The sequence below is a fragment of the Pseudalkalibacillus hwajinpoensis genome (assembly GCF_015234585.1).
In the GTDB taxonomy this organism is placed as follows: domain Bacteria; phylum Bacillota; class Bacilli; order Bacillales; family Guptibacillaceae; genus Guptibacillus; species Guptibacillus hwajinpoensis_B.
In genome coordinates this window covers 123248-149488 of sequence record NZ_JADFCM010000001.1, presented here as the reverse complement: position 1 = coordinate 149488, position 26241 = coordinate 123248, and the positions used below count along the sequence as shown (strand labels likewise).

The window sequence follows — 26241 nt, the reverse complement described above, 5'->3', positions numbered from 1 at the left end:
GATTATGGCAAGAAGACAGGTTCTCTTCAGGTATACTAATAGAAAGACATATAAGGAGGGGATAAATCGATGCCAAATGTCTGGACACATATTTTATTCGGAGAAGAAGCTGCGATGGAAGCCGGCATATGGAATACGATCAAAGGTGACCTGCCTTTCTTTCGACTTGGTGCACAGGGACCTGACCCTTTCTTTTATCATAATTTCTGGCCCTGGAAAAAGAATAAGCCTGTTCAGGAAGCGGGATCTGTTCTTCATCAAGATCATTGCGGTTCATTCCTCATGGAGATGATTGAATACGGAAAGCAGGACGATCCGATGCTTCGCGCATATATTCTTGGCTTTGTGACGCATCATATTCTTGATCGAAACACGCATCCTTATATCCACTATCGTGCCGGTCTTGAAGGCAACCGACATCAACAGCTTGAAATTATTATAGATACCATTTTGATGAAAGAATACAAAGATGTAGAAACGTGGAAAACACCCGTTTACCAAGAGATTCACATTGGCAAATCACTCTATCCTCCTATTGAACTCATGCTGTATGAATTGATCCAAACCTTTTATCCAGAAACAGCTGAACGTATGCCAGACGACTATATTACTCAATCTTATCGGGATATGGTACTTGCGCTAAAAATATTATTCGATCCACACGGATGGAAAAATCAACTTTTAAAGAAACAAGTCTCTTCCTTTTCCTATCGAAAACAAATTGGCAATGAAGATTATTTAAATCGTGAAGGCACCACTTGGATCCATCCAGCTATTAAAGACGAGGAATCCACCGCGACCTTTGAAGAGCTGCTTGAGCAAGCGGAAGAAGAAGCAACAAGTATCCTGCCTCTTATTCATGATTACTGGCACAACGAAGAAAACTGCCTAACTGAATTAAAAACACAAATCGGCAACCGCTCGTATGACACAGGAAAAGATTGCACGCTTTCACTTGAGTTAAAGCACTTCGACCCCATTTTGTAAGGGGTTTCATACCATAGGATGGCTCTGAGCAGTGTTTCTGCCCAGAGCCTTATTTGTGGTCTGTTACCTGGTGCGAACTGTAGAGAAAACCACTTAATTCCGCGATTCTGCTAATTACATATCCACCCCTTCATTCACCATCACAACCTTCGCCTGCTCTTTCCCTTTTTCGATATTCACTTTACTAAGTAAATAGATGCCTGCTAGAAAAAAGACAACTAGCGATACGATCCCAAGTCGACTTGAGCCTGTTACCTGACCAACGAAGGCAAAGAGAAACGGACCGAATATCGCTGAAAATTTAGCTGAAATCCCATAGAAACCGTAAAATTCCGCATGACGATGATCCGGAACCATACTTCCAAAAATCGAACGACTTAATGCTTGGGCACCCCCTTGAACGAAGCCAACCATGATCGCAAGTAGATAGAAATGCGTAGCAGTTGTCATAAAGTATCCTAGTAAAACGATGCCCACATATATCCATAGTGCTAGCATAAGCGCTCGTTTCGGGCGAATTTTCTTCGCTAAGTAGCCAAACAAGAAGGCGAACGGTATGCCTACAAACTGCGTAATGAGGAGCGCTGCAATCAAATCATTCGCTCCTATTCCGATATCTCTTCCATAGATCGTCGCCATTTTAATAATAGTGGAAATGCCATCATTAAATAACCAAAAAGCGACTAGAAACAGAAGCAGCTGTTTATAGTGGTTCAATTCCCTAAAGGTTGTGCGAAGTCTTTTAAAACCGATTGTCATGTAGGAGCCGCTTAATTTAGGCTGACTATGCTCAACTTCATGCACGTTTTTGAACATTGGGATCGAGAAAACAAACCACCAGACCCCAACACTTGCGAATGAAAGCTGCGTCGCGACAAGCGTATTCGGAAGAAAAAACCAGGATGGATTTAAGATCATCATCAGGTTAACGAGAAGCAGAAGCCCGCCGCCAATATAGCCAAAAGCGTAGCCTCTTGCTGAGATGCGGTCCATCTCCTCCCCTTTTGCGATCTCGGGTAAGAATGCATCGTAAAAGACGTTGCTACCTGAGAAACCGATTGTTCCAAAGATTAGTAGAATAGAAGCAAATAAATATCCGCCCTCACCAACGAAAGCCATTAAAACACTCGCAATCATTCCCATATAAGCAAAAAAGCGCAAAAATGTTTTCTTTGAATTAGAATAGTCAGCAATAGCACCAAGGATCGGGGCAAGAAAAGCTACGATTAGAACGGCAATGGATTGCGAATAGCCCCAATATGATGTGGCAAGGCTTTGGTCAATATTCTTGGCAGCGACATCGTAATAAAAGACAGGGAGTACTGCTGCCATCATCGTCGTTGCAAAAGCAGAATTAGCGAAATCATACATCATCCAGCTACGAATCTCTTTTTTTCTCATCTTTTTGCCTCCATGATGTTCAATTCCTTTCAGCATAGCAGGTCGTGACACCTCTTTCTTCAGGCTGGAACATTCTTCATGATCATTTTACAAATGACAGACTTGCTACATATTCTAGCTGCGAGTACACTAGCGGTAGAGTAATGAAACGGAGGTCGTCCTATGGACCAAAAAGAAATTCAAGACAAAGTTATTGAAAACTATCAGCGCGATGAAAACATGATGATTCTTGTTTTTGCTCAGTGGTGTGTAAACAATGACTTAAATCCAGAAACACTTTACGCAAAAGCTTATCCAGATCAGGTGAATAACCCTGCTCTTAAACAAAGCATTGAACTCGTTGTACCAAAAGAAGAATCAGAGCATATCCCAGATCAAACGGTGATTGGCGTCCTTTCTCTTTTCGGAAATGATGATCTTGCATTTGTTGTAACAGAAGAAATCGACAAACGCCAAAAAGAAGATAAATAAGCGTTTACCACAGTTTATTCGATAGCAGAGGGAAACTTCCCTTTATAATCAACGAAAGACCCGGTGCATATGCTCCGGGTCTTTCGTTTTCAATTAGGCATCGCGAAATAGTTTCACAAGTGCCTGTGTACCACTATCTTCTTCTCCACGCTCAGCAAGATCTTCGTAGAGCTTTTTTGAAAGCTCAAGGCCAGGTGTCAGCATGCCCATTTGCTTGGCAGATTCAAGAGCAATCGTCATGTCTTTAATAAAATGCTTCACGTAAAAGCCAGGCTCAAATCGATTTGAAACCATTCTTGGCGCAAGGTTGCTTAGCGACCAGCTGCCAGCTGCGCCAGATTCAATACTTTCAAGAACTGTTGTCGGATTCAACCCTGCCTTTTCCGCATAAACTATCGCTTCAGTAACGCCAATCATGTTACTTGCGATGGCAATTTGATTACACATTTTTGTGTGTTGTCCCGCTCCTGCTGGGCCTTGAAGAACAATATTTTGTCCCATTACTTCGAGAATCGGTCGAGCTTTTTCAAACACTTCTAACTCTCCACCGACCATAATGGATAGTCGCCCTTCCTTCGCTCCAACGTCTCCTCCTGATACAGGAGCATCAAGCGCGTAGAGCTGTTTTGATAGAGCATGCTGATAGATTTCTTCAGCAAGAGCCGGGCTAGAAGTTGTCATATCAATTAGAATCGAATGCGGCTTAGCATGTTCTAGTATCCCTTTCTCACCTATGTAGACCTCTTCCACATCTTTAGGATAGCCGACCATAGTGATAATCACGTCAGCATTCGCTGCCACGTCCTTCACTTCATCGTGCCATTCTGACCCTTCTTGAATAAGCGCTTCTGCCTTACTTTTTGTTCGCGTTGAGATAAGCGTGTGGTATCCCGCTTTGATTAAGTTCCGAACCATGCTTTCTCCCATTACACCAATCCCAACAAAACCTAGTACTGGCTTTTGCTCCATTTCAATCGCCTCTCTTCCCAGAATTTCCTTTTCTATCACTTCTCTTCATCGTACACTAAAAGAGAGGTGAAATCATAATGAAAACAAGCAGTTTTGCCGGTCTATTTCTGTGGGTAGCCTTCGTTGTCACGAAATTACTCACAACTCCAATCGACACACTTCAATATGTCATGATGTTATTAATGTTCGCTTATCTCGTACTTGTGCCGTTAACCTTAAATCTCGTCTCACAGAGAAAGAACTCCTTTTATCGTTATACCACCTGGACTCAGCTTCCATCAGCTGTTCTTGCTGGTGTTTCCTTCTTTATTGAACAGGGAACGCTCGCTGTACTTCTAGCCGTTCCGTGGTTTCTTACGACGATTTTAATTGCGCTCTACGGATTTTCTCGTCTCCTCCAAACATGGAAGAGAAGCACGATTTTTGAAGTTCTCATTCAACTGGGGTTGATGTACATAAGCATTGGGGGACTCTGGCTCATTCTACATCGGTCAGGCATCCAGATTCTCCATTTTAGTGATGTAATCGTCCTGCTCACATCTATTCATTTCCACTATGCCGCTTTCATTACACCTATTACGATGGCGTTCATCGGGAAAATGCTTCTAAAAAAAGCACCTTCCATTCAGCCGTGGTTTAAAACGATTGCGATCTTTGTTCTACTCGGACCACCTTTCATTGCGGTTGGTATTACACTATCGGATTCGTTGCCCGTTCTTGAGTTTATTTCAGTCATTGAATTCGTAACACCGCTCATCGTTTTTTCGATTCTTTGTCTCGTCTATTTAGTGCCAACATTGGATTATTCCGTTCAAATGTTGCTATCAATTTCATTCGCTTCTCTGCTATTCTCGATGAGCTCCGCTATGATTTATGGGTTTGCTCATGTGAATGAAACCGTTATTCTCGGTATCCCTTTAATGGTCTTTTTCCATGGGTTCGTGAACACATTTGGCTTCTCTTTATTTGGCCTGCTTGGCGTGACAGCGATGCAGGAAACAAAAGCACTCAAAAAAACCAGCCTCTCTACATAATGTGAGAAGCTGGTTTTTTGGACCATATTAAGAAATAAAGAGGAAATTATAGCTCCTCTGCATAGTGACCGAGTTTTTTCAGTAGTGTAATGGCCGTTTCTTTCTCAGACTCATCCAAACCGGCAAAGATTGACTGGACTTGTTTCTCATGGTTAGGAAAAATACGATCCATTAACTTTTTACCTTCATCAGTTATAACGGCATGTGTGATCCGACGATCATTCGGACATGGATTACGCTTCAAATACCCTTTTCCTTCAAGCTTGTCGACAACGTAGGTGATGCTTCCACTCGCAAGTAGAATTTTCTCACCGATTTGCTGTAGCGGCTGATTTCCTTTGTGATAAAGCAACTCAAGCACAGCAAATTCCGTTGGATTTAATCCATAGCTTTGAATATCCGTTTTAATATGATCGGTAACAGAGCGATTCGATCTAGCCAGGACAATGAATAGCTTTAGTGAAAGCTCACGATCTTTATCATTCATAACGTTCACCCTTAACTTCTAATATCTTGAATTCGAGATAATTATACTTAATTCCAATAACTTATGTCAACTTAATCTGGAAAATTGCTACTATTTTTCATTCACGGAATGAATATGGTCCAACAGCTGTTGAAAGCCAGATAATGCCTTCGTGAATTCCTCTTTTGATAAACCACTGTTTGCCGCCATAGCGTCTGGAATGATCGAAGCTTCCTCTCTCAACCCTTCCCCTTTTGATGTTAAACGAACCATCACTCTGCGCTCATCTTCTTTCGAACGCTCTCTCATCACAAGACCCGCTTCTTCCATTCTTTTTAGCAGGGGAGTTAACGTGCCTGAGTCCAAATAAAGCTCCGCGCCAAGCGCCTTAACGGTTGTTTCATGTTTTTCCCAAAGAACAAGGAGAACGAGATATTGAGGATACGTAATATCAAGCTGGTTCAAATAAGGACGATACATCTTCGTAATTTCCCTTGAACAAGCATATACAGAAAAACAGAGCTGATTCTCTAGTTTTAATTGTTCGTTATGGTTCATGATAACCCCTTCTTTACAATAAGTTGTGCACAATCAACTTATCCCGATTTGGCTGTTATGTCAACATGATCGCTTTCTGTTGACAGATAAATAACGATGAGATATATTTAATCTTGTAAAATTAAATTGTGCACAACTTAAATTATTAGGAGGAATTTTATTATGGAATCGTTATATACTGCAAAAGCATCAGCACACGGCGGCAGACAGGGTAAAGTAGAATCATCGGACGGCGTCATCAACATGGACCTTCGTATGCCAAAAGAACTTGGCGGTCAGGGAGGAGAAGCAACGAATCCTGAACAATTGTTTGCAGCAGGTTATGCAGCTTGTTTCGATAGCGCCTTAAATATGGTCGCACGCATGAAGCGAATTAAAATCAAAGATACGGTAGTAGAAGCGCACGTATCAATCGGAAAAGAAGAAGACGGCGCATTCGGACTTAGCGCGAAGCTACACGTTACAATCCCTGGCGTCGATCAAGAAACAGCAAACGAGCTTGTTGAAGCGGCGCACCAAACTTGCCCTTACTCAAGAGCAACGCGCGGAAATATGGAAGTGGAGCTAGAAGCAATCGCGAAGTAAGCTTCAATCACTGGAAAGAGCTGCCGACTGTCGGCAGCTCTTTCTTTACTGTTTGAGCGGTTTGGCCAATAAAAATGGAATTTGGCTAATAAAATCTATATTTGGCCAATAAATCTCGATTTCGGACAATAAAATCAAATTTTAGCCAATATCCACCCCACTCCACCAGAAACACACCACCCCAACCAGGAGAAAAGGTTTTTTTCTCCTCTAAAATCGCTATACTAGAAGTAGATTAGCGGAAGGTGTGATGGATTGTGCTCACCGTTTCAGAATTCGAGGGGGTTAAGGCTGTAAAAGGGACTTTTCAGCTTGGGGGCGTTCGGATGAATGTATATATGTACCTTGTAGATGAGCTCTTGATCGACTGCGGACCTAGCCGCCTTCAAAAAGAAATAATGGATTTTCTCTCTAAGGAGAGCTATACCCAAATAATCTTAACGCATCACCATGAAGACCATACAGGCAATGCTTCGGTGCTTCCTTCAGGACTGCCGATGTATATTCATCCTGAAGGCATTCCTTTGTGTCGTGCGAGACCTCACCTCCCACTTTATCGCCGCGTTTTCTGGGGCTCCCGAAAACCATTCGAAGCTAAGGGAATCAAGCATCGAATCGTAACAAAGCATCATACATTTGATTTACTTCACACGCCCGGTCACGCGCCAGATCACATGGCCCTTCTTGAGAAGGAACGAGGCTGGCTGTTTACAGGTGATCTCTACGTCATGAGTCAGCCAAAAAGCATTTTCGCGTTTGAATCAATCCCAGAGGTCATTCAATCGCTCCAAAAAGTACTATCACAAGAGTTTGAGACCGTTTTTTGTTCGCATGCTGGTATATTACACAACGGGCGCAGACGATTGGAAGAAAAGCTTTACTATCTTCTTTCCATTCAAGACCAGGTTCTTGCAAAACATAACGATGGCAAGCCGGCATCCGTCATTCAGAAAGAATTGTTTCCAAGTCGGCATGTGCTGAACTACTTCTCACTTTTCGAAAATTCATCTAAACATATCGTTACCTCGATCATAAATAAAGAAGGATCACGCTAGTAGACGTGATCCTTTTCAGTATATTGATCATACCAATAAATTCGATTTCTCCCCTGTTTTTTTGCGAGATATAACCGCTCATCTGCGAGTTTCATGCATGGAATAATGCCATTTTCTAGAGGATAAAGTGCTGTTCCAAAGCTCATTGTCACACTAAAATATTCACCCTTTGCGGTGAACGTCATGTTTCTGATGACTACTTGAATATTTAGCAAACATTCTCTCGCTTCTTCTACATCCTCAGCATCCAACAAAATAGCTAATTCCTCTCCGCCATATCGATACGCTCTGCCTTTTGTTCCAATTTGTTTGTTTAATACTTCGCCTATTTTACGGAGCACATTATCGCCAACTAGATGCCCAAATTGATCATTTACTGATTTAAAATAGTCTAAATCGGCAATAACAACGAGGATCGGCTTCTCTCGCTCCGCACAGTGACGCAAATCTTCTTGAAAGGAGCGATGATTGTATAGATCCGTTAAAAAATCTTTCCGCGCAATGTCTTCTAATTGAGTATTCTTAGAGCGCATCTTCCGTTCTCTCGAAACGATAATCCCGCCAAGAATCCCCATAAATATAAGGAACATAAAATCTAGAAGGTATGAAATTAGATCCTCCCCCGTAAACGAATAACCGCTAAAAATAAGAACTCCTGTATAACCAACACCTAGAAACAGCGCTGCAATCATACCTCCGCTAAATTTCCAATACACTGCAACATGGAGGATAATTAAATATCCGATGGGAAAGAGTGGACTCCCTCCGCCTCCAGTTAACACAATAAGCCATAGAAAAGCGACGTAATCAAAAGCGACACTCACTTTCGTCATATAGTGGTATCGTTTTGAATTTAAAGGCGTTCGATGAAGCGCATATTCAGCGACTGCCATATAAACAAAACCAAATATAAGCAAACTCAAAAAAGCGATGCTATTTCCCTGTAATAAAATATAATAATATGCCCCTGCAATGAGGAGAAAAACCCATCGAAAAAGCGATAAAATCTTTTCAATTATATGGTCGTTTTCTGTTATCACATTCATTATTTCACCCTTTTCACCTTGATTTATTTCAAGTATGAAAATTTTTCCACTACATTTATTATAACGCAAAAGTTACGAAACAATAGGCTGTTTTCAAAACTTTCGAACAAGATGAATACAGAAAAAAGGAAGACTTCACGTGGAAGTCTTCCTTTTCATCAACTGCTTTATTTCTTCTGCTACAGCTAATCCTGATAATACAGCACTTTCGATTCGCGTTCGTCCGGTTTGATCATTTTCATGTAAGAATGCATCCCCTGCTACAAAGACAGCCTCTTTATCAGAAACGTTTAGAAACGGATGATCATGAACGTACACTGCTTGAGCATAACGCCATCTTTTTAATTGTTGAGACACCAACGACTCAAGGGGAAGCAAGTGCTCTATCTTTTTCAGCATATCAGCCAAAACAGCTTCATCCTCATAGTGATAAAAACTCTTTGAGAAATCAGGAGTTGCATAGACCGTTATAATACGTTCATCCGAAATACCTTTTACACGATTATCAACCATACGCTCGATGCCATCAGGCAAACCTGAATCCTTATGCCCTTCAGGAAGTAGCCTGGTTTCGTCTTCTTTTTTTAAAGTCAGAAGGCCAACTACCGCAGGATCGAATGTTATTTGGTTGAGCGACTGAAGCGATTGATCCGATACTTGAACGTCACTCACTTCAAGAAGCTGAAGCGTCTGGGGAGCTGGTGGAGTAAGTAGTACAAGGCTTGCCTGGACTCGCTCAATTCGCTCAACTTTACTATTTAATTGATGCGGTACTCCACTAGCAAGGTTCTTTACTAATTGATTCATACCGTTTGTCGCTTTGTATCTTGCATGTTTGTCTCCAAACCACCTTGATATCCATTGGTTCTGTTCCCATTCATCGACAAATTGCTGGAACTGATCTGTTCGAACGGTGAAAAATTGTGCCCCATGATCAGCTCGACCATCTCCTATTCTTCTCGTTGCGAGCCGGCCACCGACACTTTTGCTTTTATCAAGTACTAATACATTAATCCCGTCTTCGGTTAATTTCCTTGCTGCAAAAATTCCAGCAATACCGCCGCCTACAATCGCAACATCAACTTTTCTCATTCAAATAGAACTCGGTATTCGCCGTACCCTTCTTCTTCAAGACTTTCTTTTGGAACGAATTTCATTGCTGCTGAATTAATGCAATAGCGAAGACCATTCTCTAAAGGACCATCATTAAATACGTGACCGAGATGAGAATCAGCTTCCTTGCTTCGCACCTCCGTTCGAATCATAAAGTGACTGAAATCCTTCTTTTCTTTCACAAAATGATTGTTGATCGGCTGCGTAAAACTTGGCCAGCCACAGCCAGCATCATATTGATCCGTTGAGCTAAACAATGGTTCACCAGAAACAATGTCAACATAGATACCTGGTTTGGCATTATCGTAATACTCATTCTGGAACGGACGCTCTGTTCCATTTTTTTGTGTCACTTCGTATTGAATATCTGTTAAACGACTGCGAAGTTCGTCATCGTTTTTCTTATATGCCCAGTTTTTCTCTATGAAATCAGCGCGACCTGATCCTTTTTTGTAGCGATTGTAGTGGGCAGGATTTTTCTTATGGTAATCCTGATGATAATCTTCAGCCGGGTAAAATGGCTTGGCTGGGAGGATTTTTGTCACGATCGGTTTTGAGAAGCGTCCGCTTTCTTCTAGCTCCTTACGAGACTCTTCAGCCAGTTTCTCTTGCTCTTCATTATGATAATAAACCGCTGTAATGTACGTGTCACCGCGGTCAAAGAACTGTCCTCCTGCATCTGTTGGGTCAATTTGACGCCAAAATAGATCAAGTAGTTTAGTGTATGGAAAGACGTTAGGATCAAAGGTAATTTGAACGGCCTCAACATGACCGGTAGTTTTCGAAATGACTTCTTCGTATGTTGGATAAGGCTTCTCTCCGCCTGTATAGCCAGATACGATGCTTTGAATGCCCGGCATTTCTTCAAATGGCTCAACCATACACCAGAAACAGCCTCCAGCAAATGTTGCAAGCTCATAATTCGTACTCATTCTCTACCACTCCAATATAGAAGATTTATTCTACCCTTAAGTGCTACTAAAGGTCCGATTGGTTCATCTAACCATCAGAAGGAAATAAAGCACCTCCCTCTGATGGAAGTTTTCACTTTACATATAACATATCCGAAATGGACGGTTTATTGCCAGAAACTTGCTTTATGAGTAGGTAATCAGGGAATAATTTACTAAAAATCAAGAAATCTGCTACAATTTAAAGGTATAACTACGTGAAAAGGAGATCTTCGACTATGGCTACGTTTCAAGAGAATCTACAGAAATACGCAGATTTAGCGGTTAAAGTAGGTGTAAATATTCAACAAGGACAAACTCTTGTTGTAAACGCTCCTCTGACATCAGCCGAATTTGTTCGGAACATTGCTGAAAGCGCTTATGAAGCTGGAGCTAAAAATGTCCACGTTGAATGGAACGATGAAACCTTAACTCGTATTAAGTTTGACAAAGCACCTGACGAAGCATTCAAGGAATTTCCGACCTGGAAAGCGAAAGGGTTTGAAGAGATGGCAGAGAATGGAGCGGCTTTTCTCTCAATCACCTCTTCTAATCCAGACCTTTTAAAAGGTGTAGACCCTGAACGCATTTCGAATGCAAGCAAGACAGCAGGCAAAGCGATGGAAGGGTACCGCAACTATATGATGTCTGATCATAATAGCTGGTCAGTTGTTGCCGTTCCTTCTAAAGGATGGGCTCAGAAAGTGTTCCCTGACGCACCAGAGGAAGAACAGGAAGAAAAGTTATGGGAAGCCATTTTCCAGGCCACTCGTGTTTCAACTGGCGATCCGGTTCAGGCATGGAAAGAGCACAGTGCTAACCTTGAACAAAAGGTAGATTATCTAAACAATAAGCATTACAGCAAACTTCACTATCGTGCGCCGGGAACAGACCTCACTATTGAACTTCCAAAGGCTCATCAGTGGGTTGGCGGAATCAGCGAGAATGTGAAAGGCGATCATTTTGTTGCGAACATGCCAACAGAAGAAGTGTTTACAATTCCGAATAAAACTGGTGTGAACGGCGTTGTTTCCTCAACAAAGCCCCTTAGCTACGGCGGAACAGTCATTGAGGACTTCACGCTTACATTTGAAGAAGGACGCATTGTAAAAGCAGAAGCGAAGAACGGCAATGAAACACTTCAGCATCTAATTGAAACGGATGAAGGTGCACACTATCTCGGTGAAGTTGCGCTCGTTCCTCATGATTCACCGATCTCGAATGCAGAAATCATTTTCTTCAACACGCTCTTCGATGAAAATGCTTCGAATCACCTTGCGATTGGGAATGCTTATTCCTTCTGTCTTGAAGGTGGAAAAACCATGTCGAAAGAAGAGCTTAAAGCGGCAGGAGCTAACGAAAGTGTAACGCACGTCGACTTTATGATCGGGTCAAAAGAAATGGATATTGACGGAATCAAAGAAGACGGGACAAGTGAACCAGTGTTCCGCAAAGGAAACTGGGCAATTTAGTATTTAAAGCAGAGCCAACGAGCTCTGCTTTTTTATTTTGGGACATGTGATAGAACGTTTTCACTGGGATTATGATGAAAACTCCTTTATACTTGAGTAAAATGATAGGTTTTAACGGTTATTAAAAAAGGAGGTTATTAGATGAGCGCAAAAATATATATCATTCATGAGAACGAGGAATGGACAAAACCCCTTAAGCATGAACTTGAACAGTTTAACGTCCCATATGAAGATTGGTTTCTGAGCGAAGGGAATTTTGACTTAAGTGACGTACCACCAGATGGTGTTTTCTATAATCGGATGAGTGCTTCCTCCCACACTCGTGATCATCGCTATGCACCCGAATATACTGCAGCAGTACTATCATGGCTTGAGAGTCATGGGCGGAGAGTATTAAACGATAGCCGCGCACTAGCCCTTGAAGTCAGTAAAGTTGCCCAATACTCAGCCCTTAGAAAACATGGGGTCGTTACACCAAAAACGATTGCCGCTGTCGGAAAGGATCATCTTGTGAACGCAGCTGATGAATTTTCTGAGCCATTTATTACGAAGCATAACCGAGCTGGAAAAGGACTCGGCGTTCAGCTTTTTAACAATCAAGAGACGTTGAAGGGCTATGTGATGAGTGATGCGTTTGAAGATTCGATTGATGGGATCACATTGCTTCAGCAGTACATTCAGGCTCCTGACGCTTCGATTACTCGCTGTGAGTTCGTCGGCGGGAAATTCCTCTATGCCGTTCGTGTCGATACGTCTGAAGGTTTTGAGTTATGTCCAGCTGATGCTTGTCAGGTTGGGGATTCTTTTTGTCCGACAACAGAAGAACCCGCTCCTAAATTTGAAATCATTGAAAACTTCGATCATCCTGTTTTAGCCAATTATGAAGCATTCTTAAAAGCCAACGGCATCGCCTTTGCAGGAATTGAATGCATTCAAAATGAGCGTGGCGATTTGTTTACTTATGATGTGAATACAAATACGAACTACAATGCCGATGCAGAGAAAAAAGCAGGTATTTCTGGGATGAAAGCCATCGCTGAAACGCTCGCACAGGAACTTTCTAACCTTCATTCTCTACAAAAATAAAGAGCGCCGCGGGCGCTCTTGTTGCTTCTTAATCTTCGTATTGCTCTTTGATCTGGAGAAAACCGTCCATATTTGCTAAAAAAACGTCAATAAGATTAGGATCAAACTGACATCCTCGCTCCTTTCTAAAATGAGCGAGGATTTTTTCTGCGTTCCACGCCTTTTTATAAGGACGATCCGTAGCGAGCGCATCAAAAACATCAGCAACAGAAACAATCCGTCCATAGATGTGGATGTCGTCGCCACTTAGCCCCTCTGGATAACCTTTGCCGTCCCAACGCTCATGGTGCTCCTTGGCAATAACGGCCGCTGCCTTTAGTATACTGCGATTAGAATTTTTCAAAAGGTTATAGCCGATATTAGCATGTTCCCTTACTGCAATGAACTCCTCTTCTGATAGTTTACCAGGCTTATTTAAAATCGCATCGGCAATGGCTACCTTCCCGATGTCATGCATCGGTGAAGCTACTTTAATGAGATCAGCTTCTTCTTCACTCAATCCGCATTTCATCGCTAGAAACTTTGCATACTCCGCTACTCGCTTAACGTGAGCTCCTGTTTCCTTTGAACGAACTTCCCCAATTTCCCCCATTTTGAAAATGATCTCTCGTTGAGCCTCTTCCATCTCAATGTTCGTTAACACAGCTTCGAGCGCTTGAGCTGTATAAGAAGCTGCAAGTCTCAAATACTTTACGTCCTGAGCTGTAAATACTTCATCAGCGGTTAATTTGTTGATAACCTGATAGACTCCAAGCCTTTGATTTAGCTTATTCATCAGAGGAATCATCATGACAGATTTCGTTCGGTAGCCTGTCTTCACATCCAACTCTGCACAAAACCGCTTGTCCTCATAAGCATCATCGATTACGAGTGAGTTTGCTGTTTGATAGACGTAGCCTACAAGTCCGCTCGTGGCAGGAACACGAATTTTCTCCATACCATGAGGAATTCTTGCCAATAATTCATCTGTTTTTTCATCGTATAGCCAGAGTGTACATCTGTCAGCAACGGTCATATCCCTTCCCATATCTGCCATAAGCATCAGAAGTCGATCCGGATTGTTCTCAATCGTGATTCGAGACGCATAATCAAAGATAATCTCGAGAAGCTCTTCAGAATGGAGCTCCCTCTTCAATCGGCCATGAGACATGTAGCAATTAGGCCTCCCTCAACGTGCTCATTTTTACGCGTGCGAATGAGCCAAATAGTAAAATACGAAAGTGCTAATCTTATGAATACTTCTATCATACACTTATCCAGAGTTTAGTGGTAGATAAAGGAAGATGAAAAACCTACAATCACGATCAGTGTTTGTGTTTCAAGTATGAACGATTTAATCTCACTCACCCGAGTAGGTATCCCTTATTATCAAAATCATGCGTAAGACTTTCTTCTTTCCTGATTCTACATTCATACGTATATAGAAAGGCAAACAAGGGAGTGGAAAAGTTGTGAAATCCTTATTAACTTTCTTTCCACCACAAAAGAAAAAGAGTCTATCTGCAACTCTCATGTACGAGTTAAAACACGCAAGCAAAACTCATTCAACTCCCCCGTCTTTATCTGCGGAGGAGCAGCAGCTCGTTCTAGCCATTCGTGAAAAAACAGAGCGTGCAAATGCGAATAACGTCACTCGAACAAAAGCTTATCTGAATTTCTTTTTCCAACATCCAGAAATTCATTGGGCTTTCCTTGCCCATCTCGTATCTCGGAACGCAGGATGGACAATGACTGATCTACAAGGTGAATATCTCCCCCACCTATTATCAGTAGATCAGCAGATATCCTTCTTCTCTTTTTTGGAACGAGGAAACTGGCTTATTTTTCAGGATGCCTATCCTCAGCTTCTTGTTTATCAAGAAAGTATTAAAAGAAGGAAACCACTTTTTCACCTACTATCTGCTTTTCACGTCTCTTCTTTTATGAATGTTGTTTGGAGAAGGTTCTGGATTGAAAAGGACTGTGATATCCTTTCAACAGCTCTGATTATCAATGAACAACACTACATCGATTCACGCATAATAAAGAATGACGTCTTCCATCAGTCAGTTTTTAAAACATTGCCTTTTCAGCTACAGAATGTTTTCAATATGAACGTGATATTATTTCCGAGGAATCATAATACCTCTATTCAGCTAATTGGTGAAACAGCCAATCATTTTCTTTATGTTAAGGAACGGATCCATCTTGGAAAGCGTCTCTACCAGATTCTCTTTTCTAAGCAAGAAATCTTCAATGCCATTTTAGATTGGGCATCACATCATCCACATACTGGTTCACGAAAAGACTTTTGGCCACATTTTTTCCATCCGGTAAAGGAAGGAATACCGGGAGAAAAGCGCACCATGGAAAAATGCATGCTAACAGAAGGGCCGCGTATTTATAGCCCTCTTTTATCTGTTTGGAAGGAAGTCAGTCATGAGCCTCCCAATCGAGAGGATTGGTTTACAAACGATTCAGCCCTGTCCCTATTTTCGTTACCCGCTCCTGATTGGACAGGAAACGTCGCGAAAACCTACTGTCACTCAATTGAATGCCTCGAAAAGCTCTGTCGCATATAAAAGTCCCGTTCTTCTCCAATAAAAAAACTTCCGCATTGGAAGTTTTTTTCTGATTAGATTATGTTTTGCATTCTCAAAACTACTTCAGCAATGAGGGCAGAACCTAGAAACGTTCCTACCATGACAAACATAGCGACCACTACGCTTCGCCAGCCTAGCTTCACAAAATCTGTCCAGGAGCGTCCGATTGCTATACCAGCATAAGCTAATATAGGAGTCGCAAGGGCAAGGATATTAATATTTTCCGTCCACTTTACGACATATTCAGAACCTGGCATGATTGGCATCGAAAGTAGAATTCCAATAATACCAATGTAAGCAACACTTGGAATATTCACAGGAAGAACGTGCTGAAGAATAAGCCCAGCTAAACAAATGACAATTAAAACGAGCATACCAGGTAATGCTGAAACCGGAAACACACTATACCCAATCCAGTTTCCCACAGCTGCAATCAAGCCGAAAATCACTAATAATAACGTCCACTCTTGTACATTTTTTAATAGCATCTTATGCTCCTTTCCTCATGCTCGCCTGAGGTGACTTTTCTTTTGTTAGCAGCTGATACATTTTTTCTGTTAAAGGAAGACCTATGAAAATGCTCATGTATAAGCCTGTTGAGAGCGACAGCAAATTGCTCGCACCTGCAAATGCAATAATGTCGTCTGAAAATGCAGGAAAAGCAGCAACGAGCGAACCACTTGCAGCGGCCATCATACTTCCACTTCCAATCCCAGAAGCCATTGCGAACGATAATGGATGGAGCGGTGTAATTGTCGCAAGGAACCCAGATATCACTCCCATAAATACTGCCCCAAAGACTGTACCAAATATATAAATGGCCATAACGCCTCGTCCTTCAGGTGAATTAAAGCCATATTTAGCAACAATCAGCCCAACGTTTGGCTCTCTTGCTACAGAATGCGCCATGCCAATGCTTTCTCTCTTCAGTCCAAGAAAAACAGCAATTGGCAAAGCAATGAATATCGTACCTAAATTTCCGAATTCCTGCAGAAGCAAAGCGGGACCTGCTTCGATTAATTTCGGTAGAGACGGTCCAATAATCACGCCGATTTTTGCGATAAGTAACGTTACACCAAGCACAATTAACGGTTCAGCATGAAGCGCCTGCGTTTTTTTAACAACTGGTGTAAAAAACAGACCGAGTCCAATAAGCATGGCGTACAGCATTGGCAATAATAGAATAACGCCTGGCCCTACTGTAAATTGAAAAACGCCAATCCATTCTGTTAATGCAACAATTCCAAACACAAGTAAATGCAATCTCCAATCTTTCCAAATCCCCTTAAGTTGATCTGACACCCGTATCCCCCATTTCCTTTTCTGCATGAAAGCTCTAAAGTTATTGTTATCTTAATATTTAGATTCTTAAAAGTAAATGGATTATTCTTACACACGGGGTGAGATTTAGCCTGAATTTTTTTAGGAAGCGGATACAAATACAGGCACTATCGTCTTTATCCTTTTTAAGATAAAATTTAGCCCAAAATAAAAAGCCAGGCATCGCCCGACTTTTTATTACTCAGCTGTCTTCCCTTTTGCCAATCTTTCTTTTCGATTAATAATCGAAGCACCAACAAGATCTCCCGTTACATTAAGACCAGTGGCACCCATTCCAACTAAGGCATCCACGGCTGTTAATAAAGCAACGGTTTCCATCGGTAACCCAACCTGAGCAAACACGGTGGCGATCATGACGATTCCTGCACCAGGGACACCTGCTGTACCAATTGAGGCAAGTGTTCCAACGATGACGACCATCAACATGTCTGTAAAGCTTAGCGGTGAGCCAACGACATTTGCAGCGAACACCGCAGATATCGCAATTCGGATTGCCGCTCCGTCCATATTAATCGTGGCACCTAGTGGCAAACTAAAACTATATAAACTTTTCGAAACCCCTAGCCCTTTCGCCGCGTTCATCGTAAGTGGCAATGTGCCAGAGCTACTTTGCGTAACAAAAGCGGTGATCATCGGCTTACTTGCATTACTAAAAAATTCTTTCGGACTTACTTTGAATAATAGCAAGAACAGTACATATATTCCGATCTGTACAATTAAAGCAATATAAAGGACAGCTATCATGTTTCCGAGTGAGAGAATCGTATCCAACCCCTGGTTTCCAATTGTTTTCGCAATGATTGCAAAAATTCCGATTGGAACGTACTGCAGAATCACATTCATAATTTTAAAAGTCGCTTCATTCAAGCCTTCAACTACTTTATATAGGTGCTCACCGAGCTGACCGTGTTCTTCTGAGTTTCGCAGCGCAGAAATCGCGATACCAAAAGCAAAAGCAGTAAAAATAATTCCAAGTAAGTTCATCTCGTTAAACGCTGTAACGATGTTTGATGGCACGATATTTAAAAGAACACTTACAATCCCAGGATTATCCGGAACGTCAAATGATTGGTTAGGATCGATTGATAATCCTGTACCTGGATTAAATAACGTCGCTACTGTTAGTCCAACGATGATAGCTAAAGCAGACGTTAAAACATAGTATAGAAACACCTTACCTCCCATACGGCCGAGATTATTCAATTTCGTTTGATTGACACCAACAATCAATGTAAATAGAATTAATGGGATAATAAGAAACGATAGCAATTTAATTAATAAATCTCCAAGCGGAGCGAGAATGGCCGCATCCTTGCCAAAAACAAGACCAACTATAATACCGAGAACTAGCGCAACGGTGATTTTTACTATTAACGAAGCATTCAAATAGCCTCTCATTACATTCTTCATGATTTCCCTCCTAATAAAGGAATGTGAATTATTCGTATATAATTACTAGGAAATAAGATACAGCACTATAAGCTATAAGTCAAAATGTTAGCTTTAACCTCCAAATATCTGAGCTTAACCCACTCTACAAAACTTTCATTCTTTAAATCTCTTTTTTCATGTATAGAGAAGGATAAACTCGGATAGACTGCTTATTAAAATCTATTAAAATAGCTGGAGGATGAACATGAGTAAATTAGAAGTATTCCCCGTCACCCCTTTCGAAACGTACCTTGAGATGACGCAATACGGAACAGAGGTCCATTTTGAATACGATAAGTACGAGCTCTTATCCGGAACAGTTGAAGATGGAAAGATGTATTTTCTAATTGATTACAACACAGGACTAACGTATGAAGTAGAAGAAAACATTGCGCATACTTTATTACAATTAAATGAATTAGGAAAAGGCGATCATCTTGTCCAGGAGATCAGACCGCGTTTACGACCCTCTACATCCCTTTCCCGCATATAAAAAAGTCCTGCTAGACGGCAGGACTTTTTTATATGCTTCATTCGTTTATCTGGCGGGGTTACCTACATATCCATAACGTTCACTAGTTCAGATTGAATCACATATCGTTCAGGGGCGTGCCCAATGAATTCAAAAGGATAGCACGTCGTTAACGTTAATGTCGCCTCTTCTTTGTCGACAATAACCGTCCTGTCGTCCTCATCAACAACCTTTATTCCGACAACGATGTACTCATATCGTTTTCCATCGAATTCAAAAAAGATTGGATCATCTTTCTGAACATTATTCAAACCAGTGAAAACGGTGTCCCGATGTCCACTTAATACGGTATGGCGGCCCTGATCAGGTGTCGTTGTATACTGACTTACGTACATCCCAACACCTTGACTTAACGTTTCTTCATCTGTTCCCCAATAAGTAGTAAATCCTTTTTCAATTGCAGGGATAATTAGTCGACCAACTTCCTCGCCCTTCTCATAAGCATTTATTTCATTACTCATTACCACCGCTTGCTCTTTTGAATGACTACTAGCCGTTTCTATTTCCTGAACTTCGCTTGCTTCTTCGGTATTCCACCTCTCAGTCTCTTCAGCATCTACTTGCTCAACTGCTTGCGTGGACTGCCACCACTCATAGCCATAGAAGGCTGCTATAAATAGACCTGCACACATCAAAACAACATAAACTTTGTTCATTTCTCCACCTCAATTGCTCGTCCTATAGAAAGGGAAAAAACCGCATCATGCTTTGCGGTTCTTCACAATAGATTATTGAGTACGTGTTTTCCTTCTGAAAACCAATAGGCCACCTGCTATTACAGCTAGAGACGCTCCACCTAAGGCAAGCATAGGATTGGCAGTAGCCGTTTCAGGCATTTGTCCGCCCTCCAATGGCTTCGCCGAATCAATCACATTAGCTGGAACGGTAATTTCATCAACACCGTTATAGTTGTCTACCGACATTTCCATCGATTGAGTCATATTCATGCTTTCTCCCTCGATTTCCATATCCATATCAATGTCCATTGATAATTGCTTCATGTAATAAGTCTTTTTATCGATCGTCACTTCATAGTTAAAATCATTAATCGTCATCTGCTCCATAAGTCCTTTCATTGACCCGGAGTCTTCACCTGACATACTCTCTTCAAACATTTTCATAGATGCTTCCATTAACGTCTTGCCGTCGCCCTCATATGTTAAAACGAATCCTTCGCCAGTTTCTTCAACGCTCATCTCTTCACCAAGTTCTTCGGCTTGCGACATCTGGCCTTCCACCATCGTCATGCTTTGAAGCTCTTCTAAACCTTGCGTCAGTTCTTCAGGCATCTTAATCCAGCCCTTTTCAGGATCTTCCTGGTAGAAACCTTCCTCTGTCCAATAAGACTCTAGTGAGACTTCACCTTCCTCAGGCGATTGTGTTGTCACAACCTGATGCATTGCGAAAGGCTTCAGCGTTATGTCCGCTTCAGATTCGCTAGAAATGGACATCGTTTCACCTTTAAGAGGAATCGATTGTTCCATATTTGTTTTTGTAGAATAGCTCTCGATTTCAGTCATTGCTTCATTCGACTGCTTTAGAATGTCCGTCGCACTCATTTCCTTTGCAGAGGTGTGAAACGGGGCACCTACAAAAACAACTGCTGCTAACGATAGTGGGGCTAACTTCTTTAACATCCAAACACTCCAATTCATTTTTTTGGCAAGAGAAGGCTAGGGATCTGACGTTACATTATGTATGGAACTACCTGATGGTTTTCGTAATCACCAGTTTCTTTCACCTATACCTTAATTTCCCAGTTTGTATAAATCGAAACATTTTTATATAAAAAACCAAGGAGCCTCCGAATAAAAGGCTTCTTGGTTTTGAGAGACAAACTATAACGAATCAGAAAAGATTCCAATAACATCAAGGTAGATCCTATATGAGATACAAATAGTACTTTTAACACCATTGTATATAAAAGGACTTGATGAGGATTTATGGTTACCTAGTTTGAAATTTATAGCGTGTTTTTGATTCATATGGTGTGTTTTCACTTAGCACAACAGACGGAAATTCTGGTTGATTAATAGCATTGGGATGTTTTTGCGTCTCGAGACATACCCCTAAATATTTTTTTGAAGGAACCTCTCTTATTTTGAAACCTTCACTTATGCTGTTGCCTGTATATAGAACAACACAAGGCTCGCTCGTTTCAACGGTCAGCTTCCGCCCTTCAGAACTTAATTCAATTTCTGGGTAATCTTCAAGAATAAAAGGATGATCATACCCTTTGCCTACTAATAAATTCTGCTCATGAGGATCATTCACACCCTCACTCAATTTTTTCCTGTCCCGAAAATCAAAAGACGTTCCTTCAACGTTTATTAGTTTTCCAGTCGGTATCATGTCGTGATTTAACTCAAGAAATTTGTTGCTTTTTAACTTTAAAGAGTGATTTAACACATCTTCGTTCAAATCCCCACTTAAATTAAAATAAGTATGGTTTGTTAAATTCATGATCGTATCTTTGTCAGAAGTAGCACTGTAATGAATCGTTAATTCATCTTGATTATTTAATGTATAGCGTACAACAACTTCAACATTGCCCGGATAACCTTCTTCTCCATCAGCACTATGATATTTAAATTCAATAGTCCCCTCATCATGATGATTTTCAATCACTTTGGATTTCCAAATTACGCTATTAAACCCTCTACTACCTCCATGAAGATGGTTGTTAGCATCGTTTTTATGTAATTGAAATTCTTTTCCATCTAATTCAAAGAAACCGCCTTCAATTCTTCCAGCTACTCTCCCAATAACGGCTCCAAAATAATTGGAACAAGTTAGATACTCTTCCAGGGTGTCATAACCAAGTACTATATTTTCAAGTTGTCCATTCTTATTTGGGCTGAGAATACGTGTAATAATGCATCCATAATCAATACATGAAATTTCAAAACCACTTTTCGTTTGCAACTTAAATAATGTTACATCCTGACCATTCAACGTTCCAAAGTTTTCTTGGGATATATTCATAAGTATTCCATCTCCTTATAAAGCAAAGTTATAAGACTATTATCTAAAAAGGTTCTAGGAAAATTAGGGTGGAAAAACTAAAGAATGAATCGATTCTTTTAATACTTTGGTTAGTATATCACCTACCTATTTGTTAATCTACTGACTCCATACATATACGGTTATTTCTAAGAATTGATTCAATCTTCTCTCTTCAAACACGTTCCAATTCCACATCTGTTCACTTTTGCAAATTGACGAAATACAAAAACAACACATTGCAAACCCTTTCATATTAACTCTATCGCCTATATACTTAGCAATATCAAATCATGATTTGTTTCATCCGTATCATTTTGCAATTGTAAGGGAGTTGGAGATCTCCATGTCACTTGATGAAAGAAGCACATTTTTACTAACAAAGCTCGTGAATGCAACAGAGTTAGTTACGGTTGATCATGTCATTGACCAATTAGGAATATCAAAACGAACGGTCCATTATGACCTACAAAAAATTAACGATTGGCTAGATGAGAACAAGCTACCCATTATCCAAACTAAACAAGGAATGGGATACTATCTCTCTGAAGAGACCAAACAGACCGTTCCTAAATTGATGAAGGAACTAAAAGAATGGCAGTACCACTATTCTCAACCGGAACGCATCACCTTAATTGGCGTTGAACTCTTAACAAACGATAAACCAGTCTTTATGCAGAACTTTATGGAACGTACTCAAGTAAGTCGCGGCACAGTCGCTAAGGACTTAAAGCTTGTGAAAAAAGTTCTGGCCGAGGAAACATTAACTTTACAATTTGAAAGAACAACCGGCTATGTTGTGGAAGGTAAAGAGGAACACAAGCGGAGAATATTGAGTCGTTTTCTGTCCGAGGTTCTCACCAACGGACAATTAACCGAAATGACGAATTTTCTTTATCCGCTCTTAAAGAACGGTGATGAACACACCTATTCGCACCTCATACCGATGAAGCAAATCATCATGAATGCGGAGCCGATTCTAAAAGTAGAGCTAACGGACGATACGATCGATGTTCTAGCCATTCAGCTTGTCGTTCTTCTTCAACGTTTGAAAGGCGAGCATCGCATCCAGCTCGATCCAGATGAAAAACACGCTGTTTGTTCAACGAGAGAATTTGAAGCAGCAAAGAGCATTGCAAAAGAATTAGAAGTTCAATTCAAACTCTCACTATCAATGGATGAAATAGGTTTTATCACGATGCACCTTCTTGGCTCAAGGGTCAATTATTCTGAAGTAGGCACTGTTGGTAGCCTTGAAAGTAACAAGCTTAGAAAAGTTGTTAGAGAGATCGTTAATGAATTTCAAGTTTACGCTTGTGTCTTATTCGAACAGCGCAATGAACTAGAGGAAGCTCTTTTTCTTCACCTTAAACCAACGTACTATCGATTGAAATATCATGTTCCAATTACAAACGAACTAACAGAGTCGGTACAACAGGAATATCCAGATGTCTTTTCCATTACGAAACGTGCCGTTTGGCCGATCGAATTGATGATGTCTCAAAAGCTACCAGATGATGAGCTCGCTTATCTAGCGATGCACTTTGGAGCATGGATGCAGAAGGAAGAGCTTCCGGAAGTGACGTTCGGAAAAGCGATTATCGTTTGTGAAAAAGGAATTGGTACATCAAATATTTTAAGAGGACAGCTTGAAAAGCTTCTCACAAATGTGGAAGTCATCGGGACAGTATCAAGAAGACAATTCATACAAAACCACTACGACGTGGATTATGTCTTCTCAACATCACCATTGGAACATGACACGTTACCTGTCTTAACGGTGAATCCCATTTTGACACAGCAGGGAAAAGAGAAAATCCTTCATTGGATGGAGGAAGTACAAACAACTTCTCATGAAGAAACTGACTTGAACCCAGATGTGATCGTTGAAATCATGAAAAAACATGGCACGATTACGAATGAGAAAGAACTAAGAAATGAATTACATCAGTTATTTGCTCCATCACCAACCAGCTTATCAATAGAAAGGTTTGAACGACCTATGTTAAATGACTTACTACATGAAGAAACCATTCAATTTGCTACGCAGACAGCAGATTGGAAAGAAGCGATCAAGACAGCAGCTCTGCCGCTTCTTGCGACAGAGCAAATCACCTCTTCTTATATCGATGCCATGATCAAAAATGTAGAAGATTTGGGGCCTTATGTAGTCATCGCTCCAGGAATCGCTATTCCTCATGCCCGTCCAGAAGAAGGTGTGAATACGGTTGGTATGAGCTTGCTTCGATTAGATCAAGAGGTTCCCTTTTCATCTAAAGAAAAGCATCAGGTAAAGTTGTTAATCGTACTCGCTGCAGTAGATAACGAAACGCACCTAAAAGCTCTTGCTCAACTTTCGGAGCTGCTGTCAGAAGAAGAAAACCTAGAAATGATTTATGGTGCAGAGGAAAAAGAAGAAATTATTAAACTCGTATCAAAATACTCAAACTAAGGGAGAGAATAAAAATGAAAAAAATTCTTGTTGTATGTGGTAATGGACTAGGAAGCAGCTTTATCGTAGAAATGAACGTGAAAAGTATCCTAAACGAGCTTGGAATTGAAGCTGAGGTTGATCATACAGATCTTACAACTAGTAAATCTGAGAACGCCGATTACTTCTTAGGCTCAACAGAGATTGTTGAAAATCTAGAAGACGGCAAGCGAAATGTCATTAAGCTAAATAATTTGATGGATAAAAAGGAACTAAGGACGGCGATTGAAGCAAATTTGAAAGGGGCATAACATCATGGTCGATCTTATAATGAAAGATATTCTAGGCACACCGGCGATTCTTGTAGGGTTATTTGCCCTTATTGGTCTCCTTCTTCAAAAGAAAGATGTCGCAAATGTTATATCAGGTACATTAAAAACGATCATGGGATTTGTCATTTTGGGGGCAGGCGCTGGCGTGCTTGTCGCCTCCCTTGATAACTTTAGTAGTATGTTTGATCACGCTTTTGAAATTCAAGGAATCATTCCGAATAATGAAGCGATTGTAGCATTAGCACAGGATGCGTTCGGCGCAGAAACAGCGATGATTATGCTTTTCGGAATGGTAGCAAACATTCTTCTAGCACGCATTACCCCTTTTAAGTATATCTTCTTAACTGGTCATCACACCATGTTCATGGCATGTCTGATTGCTGTTATTCTTTCAACTGGTGGCTTTAGTGGCGTAACAATGATCGTCACTGGTTCAATTATTCTTGGTTCTCTGATGGTCCTCTTACCTGCCCTACTACAACCTTACACAAGAAAAATTACAGGTAGCGATGATTTCGCGATCGGCCACTTTGGCTCGTTCGGTTATCTAATCGCAGCTGCTGTCGGAAAAGCAGTTGGTAAAAACTCTAAATCTACTGAGGAAATTAAAGTACCTAAGTCTTTTAATTTCTTGCGAGACACATCTGTATCCGTTTCTCTTACGATGGCGATTCTCTTCTTCGTAGTCGCTCTTTTCACAGGGCCTGCGTTCATCGAATCCGAGCTAAGCGGTGGAACAAACTTCTTAGTCTTCTCATTTATGCAAGCGTTAACGTTTGCAGCTGGAGTGTACATCATTTTAGCGGGTGTAAGAATGCTCCTATCTGAGATTGTGCCAGCCTTTAAAGGAATTGCAGATAAAATCGTACCAAATGCGATTCCAGCACTTGATGCCCCGTCTGTGTTCCCATTCGCAAACAATGCGGTCATCATCGGTTTCTTCTTTAGCTTTGTAGCAGGACTACTCAGCATGTTCCTTCTACCGATCTTAGGTCTAAAAGTGATTGTCCCAGGTCTTGTGCCTCACTTCTTTACCGGTGCCGCAGCTGGCGTATTCGGTAATGCGACTGGCGGGCGTAAAGGAGCAGTATTTGGCTCGATGGCTAATGGTGTAATCATCAGCTTCTTACCAGCACTACTTCTGCCAGTGCTTGGTTCACTTGGATTTCAAGGAACGACGTTCGGAGATTCAGATTTCGGTGTAGTTGGACTCCTTCTCGGTGGCTTGATTGAACTGCTATCTTCTAACGTTCTATTCCTTGTGATCGTTGCTGCGATACTAATTGCTTTATTTGTAGGGACTGGCTTAATTAAACGTTCTTCAGCGAAGAATAATTTAGAAGAAAAACATGAAGCTATGTAGATGATTGAAAGAGACCATCCCTAATTAAAGGGA

The 26241-nt window shown here is 41.1% G+C and carries 26 protein-coding genes; 12 read left to right on the top strand and 14 right to left on the bottom strand.

Translation table 11 applies throughout. From position 1 onward, the window contains the following. Positions 1 to 69: 69 nt before the first annotated feature. Positions 70 to 987, top strand: coding sequence for a zinc dependent phospholipase C family protein (locus IQ283_RS00685; RefSeq protein ID WP_194218256.1), 918 nt, complete (start codon positions 70 to 72; stop codon positions 985 to 987). Between the two features lie 114 nt (positions 988 to 1101). Here IQ283_RS00685 and IQ283_RS00680 read toward each other — a convergent pair whose 3' ends face one another. Then, positions 1102 to 2388 (bottom strand): MFS transporter, encoded by a 1287-nt coding sequence (locus IQ283_RS00680; RefSeq protein ID WP_194218255.1) that lies wholly within the window; start codon positions 2386 to 2388, stop codon positions 1102 to 1104. Between the two features lie 162 nt (positions 2389 to 2550). Here IQ283_RS00680 and IQ283_RS00675 point away from each other — a divergent pair, with 162 nt between their 5' ends. Next, complete coding sequence (locus IQ283_RS00675) at positions 2551 to 2859, top strand: hypothetical protein (protein WP_194218254.1); 309 nt, start codon at positions 2551 to 2553, stop codon at positions 2857 to 2859. A gap of 93 nt (positions 2860 to 2952) precedes the next feature. On the opposite strand, the gene IQ283_RS00670 is transcribed toward IQ283_RS00675, so the two are convergent. Beyond that, positions 2953 to 3828, bottom strand: coding sequence for an NAD(P)-dependent oxidoreductase (locus IQ283_RS00670; protein ID WP_194219544.1), 876 nt, complete (start codon positions 3826 to 3828; stop codon positions 2953 to 2955). A gap of 77 nt (positions 3829 to 3905) precedes the next feature. Between IQ283_RS00670 and IQ283_RS00665 the strand changes: the two genes are divergently transcribed. Beyond that, positions 3906 to 4862: a YndJ family protein gene (locus IQ283_RS00665; protein WP_194218253.1), complete on the top strand. Its 957-nt coding sequence runs from the start codon at positions 3906 to 3908 to the stop codon at positions 4860 to 4862. Positions 4863 to 4908: 46 nt separating this feature from the next. Here IQ283_RS00665 and IQ283_RS00660 read toward each other — a convergent pair whose 3' ends face one another. Next, positions 4909 to 5358 carry a MarR family winged helix-turn-helix transcriptional regulator gene (locus IQ283_RS00660; protein ID WP_276511785.1) on the bottom strand — a complete coding sequence of 150 codons (450 nt, stop codon included), beginning with the start codon at positions 5356 to 5358 and terminating at the stop codon, positions 4909 to 4911. 81 nt (positions 5359 to 5439) lie between these two features. After that, positions 5440 to 5886, bottom strand: a complete 447-nt coding sequence (locus IQ283_RS00655) for a MarR family winged helix-turn-helix transcriptional regulator (protein WP_194218251.1) — start codon at positions 5884 to 5886, stop codon at positions 5440 to 5442. 162 nt (positions 5887 to 6048) lie between these two features. Here IQ283_RS00655 and IQ283_RS00650 point away from each other — a divergent pair, with 162 nt between their 5' ends. Then, positions 6049 to 6471 carry an organic hydroperoxide resistance protein gene (locus IQ283_RS00650; protein WP_194218250.1) on the top strand — a complete coding sequence of 141 codons (423 nt, stop codon included), beginning with the start codon at positions 6049 to 6051 and terminating at the stop codon, positions 6469 to 6471. 326 nt (positions 6472 to 6797) lie between these two features. Next, positions 6798 to 7526 carry an MBL fold metallo-hydrolase gene (locus tag IQ283_RS00645; RefSeq protein WP_194218249.1) on the top strand — a complete coding sequence of 243 codons (729 nt, stop codon included), beginning with the start codon at positions 6798 to 6800 and terminating at the stop codon, positions 7524 to 7526. Here IQ283_RS00645 and IQ283_RS00640 read toward each other — a convergent pair. The 3 genes from IQ283_RS00640 to msrB form a co-directional block, all read right to left on the bottom strand. Next, on the bottom strand, positions 7523 to 8572 hold the full coding sequence (locus IQ283_RS00640) for a GGDEF domain-containing protein (RefSeq protein WP_194218248.1): 1050 nt from the start codon (positions 8570 to 8572) through the stop codon (positions 7523 to 7525). The two genes, IQ283_RS00645 and IQ283_RS00640, sit on opposite strands and share 4 nt — an antisense overlap. Positions 8573 to 8707: 135 nt before the next feature. Next, the gene (locus IQ283_RS00635) at positions 8708 to 9664 is read right to left on the bottom strand and encodes an NAD(P)/FAD-dependent oxidoreductase (RefSeq protein ID WP_194218247.1); all 957 of its coding nucleotides are present in this window, start codon (positions 9662 to 9664) and stop codon (positions 8708 to 8710) included. Continuing rightward, positions 9661 to 10617, bottom strand: coding sequence for a peptide-methionine (R)-S-oxide reductase MsrB (gene msrB, locus IQ283_RS00630; protein WP_194218246.1), 957 nt, complete (start codon positions 10615 to 10617; stop codon positions 9661 to 9663). The genes IQ283_RS00635 and msrB overlap by 4 nt, the downstream gene beginning before the upstream one ends. A gap of 257 nt (positions 10618 to 10874) precedes the next feature. Here msrB and IQ283_RS00625 point away from each other — a divergent pair, with 257 nt between their 5' ends. Both IQ283_RS00625 and IQ283_RS00620 read left to right on the top strand, forming a co-directional pair. Beyond that, positions 10875 to 12107, top strand: coding sequence for an aminopeptidase (locus IQ283_RS00625; protein ID WP_194218245.1), 1233 nt, complete (start codon positions 10875 to 10877; stop codon positions 12105 to 12107). Between the two features lie 141 nt (positions 12108 to 12248). Beyond that, positions 12249 to 13193 carry an ATP-grasp domain-containing protein gene (locus IQ283_RS00620; protein ID WP_194218244.1) on the top strand — a complete coding sequence of 315 codons (945 nt, stop codon included), beginning with the start codon at positions 12249 to 12251 and terminating at the stop codon, positions 13191 to 13193. 28 nt (positions 13194 to 13221) lie between these two features. Here the strand turns inward: IQ283_RS00620 and IQ283_RS00615 are convergent, their stop codons facing one another. Then, complete coding sequence (locus IQ283_RS00615) at positions 13222 to 14343, bottom strand: HD domain-containing phosphohydrolase (protein ID WP_194218243.1); 1122 nt, start codon at positions 14341 to 14343, stop codon at positions 13222 to 13224. A 301-nt stretch (positions 14344 to 14644) separates the two neighbouring features. On the opposite strand from IQ283_RS00615, the gene IQ283_RS00610 reads away from it, so the two are divergent. Beyond that, complete coding sequence (locus IQ283_RS00610) at positions 14645 to 15754, top strand: DUF2515 family protein (RefSeq protein WP_194218242.1); 1110 nt, start codon at positions 14645 to 14647, stop codon at positions 15752 to 15754. Between the two features lie 53 nt (positions 15755 to 15807). Here IQ283_RS00610 and IQ283_RS00605 read toward each other — a convergent pair whose 3' ends face one another. The 3 genes from IQ283_RS00605 to IQ283_RS00595 form a co-directional block, all read right to left on the bottom strand. Next, a complete protein-coding gene (locus tag IQ283_RS00605) occupies positions 15808 to 16263 on the bottom strand; it encodes a hypothetical protein (protein WP_194218241.1) in 456 nt (151 codons plus the stop codon). Between the two features lies 1 nt (position 16264). Beyond that, entirely contained in the window at positions 16265 to 17077 is an 813-nt protein-coding gene (locus IQ283_RS00600) for a DUF3100 domain-containing protein (protein ID WP_242057209.1), read from the bottom strand. A gap of 216 nt (positions 17078 to 17293) precedes the next feature. After that, on the bottom strand, positions 17294 to 18526 hold the full coding sequence (locus IQ283_RS00595) for a dicarboxylate/amino acid:cation symporter (RefSeq protein ID WP_194218239.1): 1233 nt from the start codon (positions 18524 to 18526) through the stop codon (positions 17294 to 17296). 226 nt (positions 18527 to 18752) lie between these two features. Here IQ283_RS00595 and IQ283_RS00590 point away from each other — a divergent pair, with 226 nt between their 5' ends. Continuing rightward, the gene (locus IQ283_RS00590) at positions 18753 to 19040 is read left to right on the top strand and encodes a hypothetical protein (protein WP_194218238.1); all 288 of its coding nucleotides are present in this window, start codon (positions 18753 to 18755) and stop codon (positions 19038 to 19040) included. A 62-nt stretch (positions 19041 to 19102) separates the two neighbouring features. Here the strand turns inward: IQ283_RS00590 and IQ283_RS00585 are convergent, their stop codons facing one another. The 3 genes from IQ283_RS00585 to IQ283_RS00575 all read right to left on the bottom strand — a co-directional run bounded on the left by IQ283_RS00585 (position 19103) and on the right by IQ283_RS00575 (position 22064). Beyond that, positions 19103 to 19735: a class D sortase gene (locus IQ283_RS00585; RefSeq protein ID WP_194218237.1), complete on the bottom strand. Its 633-nt coding sequence runs from the start codon at positions 19733 to 19735 to the stop codon at positions 19103 to 19105. Between the two features lie 72 nt (positions 19736 to 19807). Beyond that, positions 19808 to 20716 (bottom strand): DUF6612 family protein, encoded by a 909-nt coding sequence (locus IQ283_RS00580; protein ID WP_194218236.1) that lies wholly within the window; start codon positions 20714 to 20716, stop codon positions 19808 to 19810. Positions 20717 to 21026: 310 nt separating this feature from the next. Beyond that, entirely contained in the window at positions 21027 to 22064 is a 1038-nt protein-coding gene (locus IQ283_RS00575; RefSeq protein ID WP_194218235.1) for an aldose epimerase family protein, read from the bottom strand. A 364-nt stretch (positions 22065 to 22428) separates the two neighbouring features. On the opposite strand from IQ283_RS00575, the gene IQ283_RS00570 reads away from it, so the two are divergent. The 3 genes from IQ283_RS00570 to IQ283_RS00560 are packed head-to-tail and all read left to right on the top strand — an operon-like array spanning position 22429 to position 26208. Continuing rightward, complete coding sequence (locus tag IQ283_RS00570) at positions 22429 to 24534, top strand: BglG family transcription antiterminator (RefSeq protein WP_194218234.1); 2106 nt, start codon at positions 22429 to 22431, stop codon at positions 24532 to 24534. 14 nt (positions 24535 to 24548) lie between these two features. Continuing rightward, positions 24549 to 24824: a PTS sugar transporter subunit IIB gene (locus IQ283_RS00565; protein WP_160918338.1), complete on the top strand. Its 276-nt coding sequence runs from the start codon at positions 24549 to 24551 to the stop codon at positions 24822 to 24824. Between the two features lie 4 nt (positions 24825 to 24828). Then, positions 24829 to 26208 (top strand): PTS ascorbate transporter subunit IIC, encoded by a 1380-nt coding sequence (locus IQ283_RS00560; RefSeq protein WP_194218233.1) that lies wholly within the window; start codon positions 24829 to 24831, stop codon positions 26206 to 26208. Positions 26209 to 26241: the final 33 nt, after the last annotated feature.